Here is a 9629-nt window from a genome sequence, read left to right on the forward strand (position 1 = left end):
ACGTTGATGTCGAATTCTTATGACTCCTCAAGTATCAAAGTCCTGAAAGGGCTTGATGCGGTACGCAAACGCCCGGGTATGTATATCGGCGATACGGATGACGGCACCGGTCTGCATCACATGGTATTCGAGGTCGTGGATAACGCCATCGACGAAGCGCTCGCCGGACACTGCAGTGACATCGTGGTCACTATCCACGCGGATAACTCCGTGTCGGTGCAGGATGACGGGCGCGGTATTCCAACCGGTATTCACCCGGAAGAGGGTGTCTCGGCGGCGGAAGTGATCATGACCGTTCTGCACGCCGGCGGTAAGTTTGATGACAACTCTTACAAAGTGTCGGGCGGCCTGCACGGCGTTGGCGTTTCCGTGGTTAATGCCCTGTCGCAGAAGCTGGAGCTGACCATTCGTCGCGACGGCAAAGTGCATCAGCAGACCTACGTGCACGGCGTGCCGCAGGCGCCGCTGGCGGTTACCGGCGATACCGAGACGACCGGTACGCGCGTACGCTTCTGGCCAAGCCACGAGACCTTTACCAACGTCACCGATTTTGAATATGAGATTCTTGCTAAACGCCTGCGTGAGCTGTCGTTCCTGAACTCCGGCGTCTCTATTCGCCTGCAGGATAAGCGTGATGACAAGAGCGATCACTACCACTATGAAGGCGGCATCAGGGCGTTTGTGGAGTATCTGAACCGCAACAAAAACCCGATTCACCCTAACGTATTCTATTTCTCTACCGAGAAAGATGGCATCGGTGTGGAAGTGGCGCTGCAGTGGAACGATGGTTTCCAGGAAAACATCTACTGCTTTACCAATAACATTCCGCAGCGCGACGGCGGGACGCATCTCGCCGGTTTCCGTGCGGCGATGACGCGCACGCTCAATGCCTATATGGATAAAGAGGGCTACAGCAAAAAAGCCAAAGTCAGCGCCACCGGTGACGATGCGCGTGAAGGCCTGATTGCCGTGGTTTCCGTGAAAGTGCCGGATCCGAAGTTCTCCTCGCAGACCAAAGATAAGCTGGTCTCCTCCGAAGTAAAATCGGCGGTAGAGCAGCAGATGAATGAGCTGCTGAGCGAATACCTGCTGGAAAACCCGGCGGATGCAAAAATTGTGGTAGGCAAAATCATCGATGCGGCGCGCGCGCGCGAAGCAGCACGCCGTGCGCGTGAGATGACCCGCCGCAAAGGCGCGCTGGATCTGGCCGGCCTGCCGGGCAAGCTGGCAGACTGTCAGGAGCGCGATCCGGCGCTCTCTGAAATCTACCTGGTGGAGGGTGACTCTGCAGGCGGATCGGCGAAGCAGGGGCGTAACCGTAAAAACCAGGCGATTCTGCCGCTGAAGGGTAAAATCCTCAACGTAGAGAAAGCGCGTTTCGATAAAATGCTCTCTTCGCAGGAAGTCGCCACGCTGATCACCGCGCTGGGCTGCGGTATCGGCCGCGATGAGTACAACCCGGATAAGCTGCGCTATCACAGCATCATTATCATGACCGATGCGGACGTCGATGGCTCACATATCCGTACGCTGCTGCTGACCTTCTTCTACCGTCAGATGCCGGAAATCATTGAGCGCGGCCACGTTTACATTGCGCAGCCGCCGCTGTTTAAAGTGAAAAAAGGCAAGCAGGAACAGTATATTAAAGACACCGACGCGATGGATCAGTATCAGATCGCCATCGCGCTGGACGGCGCTACGCTGCACACCAACGCCAGCGCACCGGCGCTGGGCGGCGAGCCGCTGGAGAGCCTGGTCGCGGAGTACAACAGTACGCAGAAGATGATCAAACGCATGGAGCGTCGCTTCCCGGCGGCGCTGCTGAACGCGCTGGTTTACCATCCAACGCTGGCGGGGCTGGAAGATACCGCTGCCGTCAGCAGCTGGCTGGAGACGCTGGTGGCGTATCTCAACGAGCGTGAAGCACACGGCAGCACCTATGTGGCACAGGTACGCGAAAACCGTGAGCTGCAGCAGGCTGAGCCGGTACTGCGTGTACGCACCCACGGTGTGGATACCGACTATCCGCTGGATAGCGAGTTTATCGGTGGTCCGGAGTATCGCAAAATCTGTGCGCTGGGCGAGCAGCTGCGCGGCCTGATTGAAGAGGACGCCTATATCGAGCGCGGCGAACGTCGTCAGCCGGTTGCCAGCTTCGAGCAGGCGATTGAGTGGCTGGTGAAAGAGTCGCGCCGTGGTCTCTCCATTCAGCGCTATAAAGGGCTGGGCGAGATGAACCCGGAGCAGCTGTGGGAAACCACGATGGATCCGGACAGCCGCCGTATGCTGCGCGTTACCATTAAGGATGCGATTGCTGCCGATCAGCTCTTTACCACGCTGATGGGCGATGCGGTGGAGCCGCGTCGCGCCTTTATCGAAGAGAACGCGCTGAAAGCCGCAAATATCGATATCTGATACGCTCTGACCCCTCCCGCCCGGGAGGGGTTTTTTATATCCGCAGCGTCCTTTCTCCTGAACCATCCGGCATCTCAACCACCAGGCTCAGCCTGCCGCCCACCGCATCTGCGATCCGCCGCGCCGATAAACTGGTCAATGAGAGCTGAATCGCGCTAGCATGAAAGTCAGACCCTGAATTAACCGAGGACGTTATGGCGATAAAACTGATTGCGATCGATATGGACGGCACGCTGCTGAATCCGCAGCACGAAATCACTCCGGCGGTAAAAGCAGCCATCGGGCGGGCGCGCGACAAGGGCGTGTCGATTGTGCTGGCGACCGGCCGCCCGTTTGTCGGCGTTGAGCGCTATCTGATGGAGCTGGATCTGCGCCAGCCGGGTCAGTACTGCATCAGCAATAACGGTGCGCTGGCGCACAAGGCCGATAGCGGTGACGTGGTGGCTGAGAAAACGCTGAGCTTTGATGATTACCTCTATCTTGAGCAGCTGGCGCGCGAACTCGGCGTGCATTTTCAGGCGTTCGACAAATCGTCCCTCTATACCCCCAATAAAGACATCAGCGAATACACCATCCATGAAGCCAGCCTGACCGGTATTCCGGTGCGCTATCGTGCGGTTGAAGAGATGGATCCGGCGACGCGCTTCCCGAAAATTATGATGATCGATAAGCCGGCGCTGCTGGATAAAGCGATTGCCAGGCTGCCAGCGCGCATGCAGGAGAGCTACACCGTCCTGAAAAGTGCGCCTTATTTTCTGGAGATCCTCAACCCGCTGGTGAACAAAGGCTATGGCGTGAAGATGCTGGCGAAAAAACTCGGCCTGCAGCAGTCAGAAGTGATGGCGATTGGCGATCAGGAGAACGATCTGGCGATGATTGAGTATGCCGGCACCGGCGTGGCGATGGGTAATGCCATCGACTCAGTGAAAAAGATCGCTCAGTTCGTGACTAAAACCAATATGGAAGATGGCGTTGCGCACGCTATCGAAGAGCTGGTGTTGTAACCCCAGCACGTTTATATGATTCCCGGCACGCTGCGGGAGCCCCGCAGATAATCCCCCTCACCGCGGTATCTCTGTGCCGGTTGTGGAAGGTCGTATGGCCTGCCGCACCGGCATCACCTCCTTCTCAGACCAGCCGCGCGCTTCAGGCTTCCTCATTGCCGTGGTTAAACGCTGACGCTGTGCGCGTCATGACGAGCCGGCAGGGCCTGCCGATCGGTAAAATCCGCATCGATTGTCTGTTTTGTGATCTGAATTGTAGTACGAGATGTATATGTAGTACTACAATAGTCCGCAATGGCTCAGGCAGCCGTTAGGTTTCAAACCAGGAACGCAGTAATCTGACGGGCTGATGCCCTTCATATACCGGACTCCCATGACACAACAACAGCTGAGCAAAACAGAGCGCATTATCCATACGCTGGGTGAAGAGATTGTCGCCGGTAAGTATGTGCCGGGTGCGGCGCTGCCCGCAGAAGCAGAGCTGTGCGAACAATTCGGGACCTCACGCAACATCATCCGTGAGGTTTATCGTGCGCTGATCGCAAAGCGCCTGATGGAGATGAAGCGTTACCGCGGTGCGTTCGTGACCCCGCGCAATCAGTGGAATTATCTCGATAGCGATGTATTGCAGTGGGCGCTGGCGCACGATCAGGATCCGCGCCTGATTGCCGCCATGAACGAAGTGCGCGTGCTGGTTGAGCCGCAGATTGCGCGCTGGTCAGCCGAGCGGGCGACCTCAACCGATCTGGCCGCTATCGAACAGGCCTATAACGATATGGTGGCAAACCATCTCGATCGCGAAGCGTTTAACGACGCGGATATTCGCTATCACGAAGCGGTGATGGGCTCGGTACATAATCCGGTGCTGCAGCAGCTTAACGTCGCGATAAGCCAGCTCCAGAAAGCGGTGTTTGCGCAGACGTACATGGCGGACGCCGGCAATATGCCGCGCACATTAGCTGAACATAAAGCGCTGTACGACGCTATTCGCCATCAGGATGGTGACGCCGCGGAACGTGCAGCAAAAGCGATGATTGCCAGCTCCACGGCCCGACTGAGAGAGATTTTGTGACCAGCTATATCGCTATTGACTGGGGCTCAACGAATTTACGCGCCTGGCATTATCAGCAGGGCGTCTGCGTTGATGAACGCCGCTCCCCCGCCGGCATCACGCGCCTCGGCGGGCAGACGCCAGCGCAGGTCTTTGCCAGCGTCACCGCTGGCTGGCCTGTGGATGAGGTGCCGGTGATCATGGCCGGCATGGTCGGCAGCAATGCCGGCTGGCTGTCAGTCCCCTATCTGCCCTGTCCGGCCAGCCTGAATGCGCTGCACGCTCACCTGACGCGTGTGGAGCAAAAAGCATGGATTGTGCCGGGACTAAGCGTTGAACGTGATGATAACTACAACGTGATGCGCGGTGAAGAGACGCAGCTGCTGGGTGCGTTAACGCTGCAGCCGGTAGCGCTGTGTGTAATGCCCGGCACGCATGCCAAATGGGTTCAGCTGGAACAGGATCGGGTGCTGGACTTCCGTACGGTCATGACCGGTGAGTTGCACCATTTACTGCTGCAGCAGTCGCTGATTGGCGCCGGTCTGCCCGAACAGGAGACCTCTCAGACGGCATTTATGCAGGGGGTGGAAAGAGGGTGTCAGGATGCGTCTGTTATTGCCCGCCTGTTTGAAGTGCGCGCGGCGCATGTGCTGGGCGCCCGCGATCGCCGTCATGTCAGTGAGTTTCTTTCCGGCCTGTTAATCGGTCATGAAGTGGCGCTGATGACGCAGCGCATGGCTGCATCACCACAGCCGATCGCCATTATTGGCGGCCACACGCTGGCGCAGCGTTATCAGCAGGCGCTGACGTTTATTAACCGGGATTCAGTTACGCTGGAAGGCGATGTTGCATTCCAGCATGGAATGAGGAGTATTGCGAATGTCCTGGCCCACTAAACTGCCGCTGATTGCTATTCTGCGCGGCATAACACCGGATGAAGCTGAAGCGCACGTCGGTGCGCTCATTGAGGCTGGCTTTGATGCCATCGAAATTCCGCTGAATTCGCCCGACTGGGCGCAAAGCATCGGGGCGATGGTGACAAAGTTTGGCGATAGCGCGCTGATTGGCGCCGGAACGGTGCTGGAAACGGCGCAGGTCGACAGGCTGGCCACGCTGAACAGCAGGCTGGTGGTCACGCCCAACACGGATGCGGACGTGATTCGCCAGGCGGTCGCGCAGGGCATGATTGTTGCAGCCGGCTGTGCTACCGCTTCAGAAGCCTTTACCGCTTTAAAGGCGGGGGCGCAGGCGCTGAAAATTTTCCCCTCTTCAGCCTTTGGCCCCGGCTATATCAAAGCGCTGAAAGCGGTCCTGCCGCCGGAAGTCCCGGTGTTTGCCGTTGGCGGCGTTACACCCGAAAATCTGCATGAATTTATGGCTGCAGGCTGCATCGGCGCCGGTCTGGGCAGCGATCTCTATCGCGCCGGCCAGCCGCTGTCACGCACGGCAGAGAAGGCCCGCGCATTTATTGCTGCTTACAAGGACGCTGTACAATGAAAATTACCCGACTCACGACGTATCGCCTGCCGCCGCGCTGGATGTTCCTGAAAATCGAAACCGACGAGGGCATCACCGGCTGGGGTGAACCGGTAATTGAAGGACGCGCCCGCAGCGTCGAAGCAGCGGTGCATGAGCTGTCAGAGTATCTGGTCGGGCAGGATCCGGCGCGCATCAACGACTTATGGCAGGTGATGTACCGCGGCGGCTTTTACCGCGGTGGTCCGATTCTGATGAGTGCCATTGCCGGTATCGATCAGGCGCTGTGGGATATCAAAGGTAAAGCGCTTGGCGTACCGGTATATCAGCTGCTTGGCGGTCTGGTACGCGACAGTATCAAAGCGTATAGCTGGGTGGGCGGTGACCGGCCGGCGGAGGTTATCGATGGCATTCAGAAACTGCGCGCCATCGGGTTTGATACCTTCAAGCTCAACGGCTGCGAAGAGATGGGTATCATCGATAACTCGCGCAAAGTGGACGCGGCGGTCAATACCGTGGCGCAAATCCGCGAAGCGTTCGGCAGCGAGATTGAGTTTGGCCTCGATTTCCACGGCCGCGTCAGCGCGCCGATGGCAAAAGTGCTGATTAAAGAGCTGGAGCCCTATCGTCCGCTGTTTATTGAAGAGCCGGTGCTGGCCGAGCAGGCGGAATACTATCCGCGCCTGGCTGCGCAGACTCACCTGCCGATCGCTGCCGGTGAGCGGATGTTCTCGCGGTTTGAGTTCAAACGCGTGCTGGAAGCGGGCGGGCTGGCCATTCTCCAGCCCGATCTGTCGCACGCTGGCGGTATCACCGAATGCTACAAAATTGCCGCCATGGCCGAGTCGTATGATGTTGCGCTGGCGCCGCACTGTCCGCTGGGCCCGATTGCGCTCGCGGCCTGTCTGCATGTCGACTTCGTATCGCGTAATGCGGTATTCCAGGAGCAGAGCATGGGTATTCACTACAATCAGGGTGCCGAACTGCTCGATTACGTTATTAATAAAGACGATTTTAAAATGGATGATGGCCACTTTTATCCGTCGAATAAACCAGGCCTTGGCGTGGAAATTAACGAAGAGCTGGTGATTGAGCGCAGTAAAAATGCGCCAGACTGGCGTAATCCGCTATGGCGCTTCCCGGACGGCTCTGTGGCTGAATGGTGATCGCTGCTCTGCGGGTGACTGATTAAAATAATCACCCTGCGTCAGGCCGGATTATTCAGGCTGTTGGAAATTTATAAATATTTTAAAAAAAGTGCCGGATAAATAAGGCTCAGGCTACCCCTCAGCCTTACTGACGGCACGGCATATTTACCGCTACGGCGGATTACATCTGACTATCTTACCCTGCATTGTTTGCGGTGCGCCTTGTTGCGCCCTGCGGACAACATCATGACGGAGAAACACCATGGATCTCTCTGCTGTTCAGGCCAGACCAACGCGGCGGCGTTATATTACGCTGTTAATGATCTTTATTACCGTGGTTATTTGTTATGTGGACCGCGCTAATTTAGCGGTAGCCTCAGCCCATATTCAGGAGGAGTTTGGCATTACCAAAGCGGAAATGGGCTATATTTTTCCGCCTTTGCCTGGCTATATACGCTCTGCCAGATCCCGGGAGGCTGGTTTCTCGATCGCGTGGGTTCGCGGCTGACCTATTTTATTGCCATCCTCGGCTGGTCGGTGGCGACATTATTTCAGGGATTTGCCACGGGCTTATTATCGCTGATTAGCTTACGTGCGGTTACCGGTGTATTTGAGGCGCCGGCATTCCCGACAAATAATCGCCTGGTAACCAGCTGGTTTCCGGAGCAGGAGCGTGCGTCTGCCGTTGGCTTCTACACCTCCGGACAGTTTGTCGGACTGGCATTCCTGACGCCGCTGCTGATCTGGATCCAGGAGCTGCTCAGCTGGCACTGGGTGTTTATCATTACCGGCGGAATTGGCATCGTCTGGTCGCTGGTGTGGATCAAAGTGTACCGGGCACCCAGACACAGCAAAGGGATCAATCAGGCCGAGCTGGACTATATTCGCGAAGGTGGCGCAATGGTTGACGGTGATGCGCCGTCAGAGAAAAAAGCACGCACCCGGCTTACAGCTGCCGACTGGAAACTGGTGTTCCACCGTAAACTGTGCGGCGTGTACCTTGGTCAGTTTGCGGTGACCTCAACGCTGTGGTTCTTCCTGACATGGTTCCCTAACTACCTGACCCAGGAAAAGCATATTGCCGCATTAACCGCCGGTTTCATGACAACCGTACCGTTTCTGGCCGCCTTTTTCGGCGTGATCCTGTCTGGTATCGTGGCCGACAGGCTGGTGCGCAGCGGACGCTCAATCGGCTTCGCACGCAAAACGCCGATCATCTGCGGTCTGCTGATCTCTACCTGCATCATGGGTGCTAACTACACCAATGATCCCGTGTGGATTATGGTGCTGATGGCGCTGGCGTTCTTCGGTAACGGTTTCGCCTCAATCACCTGGTCACTGGTATCATCGCTGGCACCGGTTCGTCTGATTGGTCTGACCGGCGGCATGTTCAACTTTATCGGCGGACTTGGCGGTATTACGGTTCCGCTGGTGGTCGGTTATCTGGCGCAGGATTATGGCTTTGCTCCGGCTCTGGTGTATATCTCCGCCGTGGCGCTGGTGGGCGCACTCTCCTACATTCTGCTGGTCGGCGACGTGAAACGCGTTGGCTGATCCGACGAGGCGCGCATGGAAGCGCGCATCCCCGCAAAACTGCTGCACCCCGGCAGGGAATCGCGTACCGTATCAGCATCGGTTATTTGTCAGAGCGTCCCATGTCAGAAAAACAGCTTACCTTTGCGCAGCGTCATCACCAGCTGACCAATATCAACGTCTGGACCGCCGACAGCCAGTGGCTGGCGTTTGATGTGCGCCCCTCCGGCGCCTCTTTTACCGGCCTGACCATTGAGCGGGTTAACGTCTTTACGGGCGCCGTTGAGCTTCTCTATCAGGCGCGCGACGGGGCTCACGTTGGGGTGGTGACCGTAAGCCCCGACCTGCCGCCGCGCTACGTCTTTATTCATGGCCCGGAACATCCTGATGCGCACTGGCATTACGATTTTCACCATCGCCGTGGCGTGATCGTGCAGAATGGCCATGCGGAGACGCTGGACGCCTGCGATATTACCGCGCCCTATACGCCGGGCGCGCTGCGCGGCGGATCGCATGTGCATGTCTTTAGCCCGGACGGCACCCGCCTCAGCTTTACTTACAACGATCATGTGATGCATGAGCGCGACAGCCGCGAGGATCTGCGCAACGTCGGCGTGGCCGTGCCGCTGCATCCGGTCTGTCCGGCTGAAAAACATCCGCGTGAGTATGATGGCAGCCACTACTGCGTGCTGATCAGCCAGACGCAGCGCGACCCGCAGCCCGGCAGCGATGCGATCGATCGCGCTTATGAAGAGTGCTGGATTGGCGATCGCGGCTATCAGAAAGCTGACGGCAGCTGGCAGCGCTGGGCTATCGCCTTTATCGGCGACACGCGCAGCGCCAGCGGGCAGAAGGTGCCGGAGGTGTTTATCGTGGATTTACCGGACGCGCTGGCTGATTACGCCCGTCCCGGCAGCTCGCCGCTGGAGGGCAGCGATACCCGGATGCCGGCACCGCCGGCAGGGGTGCAGCAGCGGCGGCTGACGCATACCCGGGGTCTGG

7 protein-coding genes and 1 pseudogene are annotated in these 9629 nt (G+C 57.7%); all 8 read left to right on the forward strand.

Annotation, left to right across the window (positions count from 1 at the left end; genetic code table 11):
- Positions 1–6: 6 nt before the first annotated feature.
- The gene (gyrB, locus tag HA43_RS11285) at positions 7–2415 is read left to right on the forward strand and encodes a DNA topoisomerase (ATP-hydrolyzing) subunit B (protein ID WP_094111678.1); all 2409 of its coding nucleotides are present in this window, start codon (positions 7–9) and stop codon (positions 2413–2415) included.
- A gap of 194 nt (positions 2416–2609) precedes the next feature.
- Positions 2610–3419, forward strand: a complete 810-nt coding sequence (gene yidA / locus HA43_RS11290) for a sugar-phosphatase (RefSeq protein ID WP_094111679.1) — start codon at positions 2610–2612, stop codon at positions 3417–3419.
- A 373-nt stretch (positions 3420–3792) separates the two neighbouring features.
- Positions 3793–4491 carry a FadR/GntR family transcriptional regulator gene (locus HA43_RS11295; protein WP_094111680.1) on the forward strand — a complete coding sequence of 233 codons (699 nt, stop codon included), beginning with the start codon at positions 3793–3795 and terminating at the stop codon, positions 4489–4491.
- Positions 4488–5366 carry a 2-dehydro-3-deoxygalactonokinase gene (locus tag HA43_RS11300; RefSeq protein WP_094111681.1) on the forward strand — a complete coding sequence of 293 codons (879 nt, stop codon included), beginning with the start codon at positions 4488–4490 and terminating at the stop codon, positions 5364–5366. Before HA43_RS11295 ends, HA43_RS11300 begins: the two co-directional genes overlap by 4 nt.
- A complete protein-coding gene (locus HA43_RS11305; protein ID WP_094111682.1) occupies positions 5350–5967 on the forward strand; it encodes a 2-dehydro-3-deoxy-6-phosphogalactonate aldolase in 618 nt (205 codons plus the stop codon). The genes HA43_RS11300 and HA43_RS11305 overlap by 17 nt, the downstream gene beginning before the upstream one ends.
- Positions 5964–7112: a galactonate dehydratase gene (gene dgoD, locus HA43_RS11310; protein ID WP_039381519.1), complete on the forward strand. Its 1149-nt coding sequence runs from the start codon at positions 5964–5966 to the stop codon at positions 7110–7112. Before HA43_RS11305 ends, dgoD begins: the two co-directional genes overlap by 4 nt.
- 244 nt (positions 7113–7356) lie before the next feature.
- Positions 7357–8648: pseudogene (locus HA43_RS11315) on the forward strand (MFS transporter).
- A gap of 101 nt (positions 8649–8749) precedes the next feature.
- On the forward strand, positions 8750–9629 hold an 880-nt coding region (locus tag HA43_RS11320), incomplete at its 3' end, for a DUF3748 domain-containing protein (RefSeq protein ID WP_094111683.1).

The organism is Pantoea eucrina (genome assembly GCF_002095385.1).
GTDB lineage: Bacteria > Pseudomonadota > Gammaproteobacteria > Enterobacterales > Enterobacteriaceae > Pantoea > Pantoea eucrina.

Bases quoted from the DNA above. Each gene is read 5' to 3' on its own strand.
- gyrB (WP_094111678.1), top strand. From the start codon at position 7: ATGTCGAATTCTTATGACTCCTCAAGTATCAAAGTCCTGAAAGGGCTT.
- yidA (WP_094111679.1), top strand. From the start codon at position 2,610: ATGGCGATAAAACTGATTGCGATCGATATGGACGGCACGCTGCTGAAT.
- HA43_RS11295 (WP_094111680.1), top strand. From the start codon at position 3,793: ATGACACAACAACAGCTGAGCAAAACAGAGCGCATTATCCATACGCTG.
- HA43_RS11305 (WP_094111682.1), top strand. From the start codon at position 5,350: ATGTCCTGGCCCACTAAACTGCCGCTGATTGCTATTCTGCGCGGCATA.
- dgoD (WP_039381519.1), top strand. From the start codon at position 5,964: ATGAAAATTACCCGACTCACGACGTATCGCCTGCCGCCGCGCTGGATG.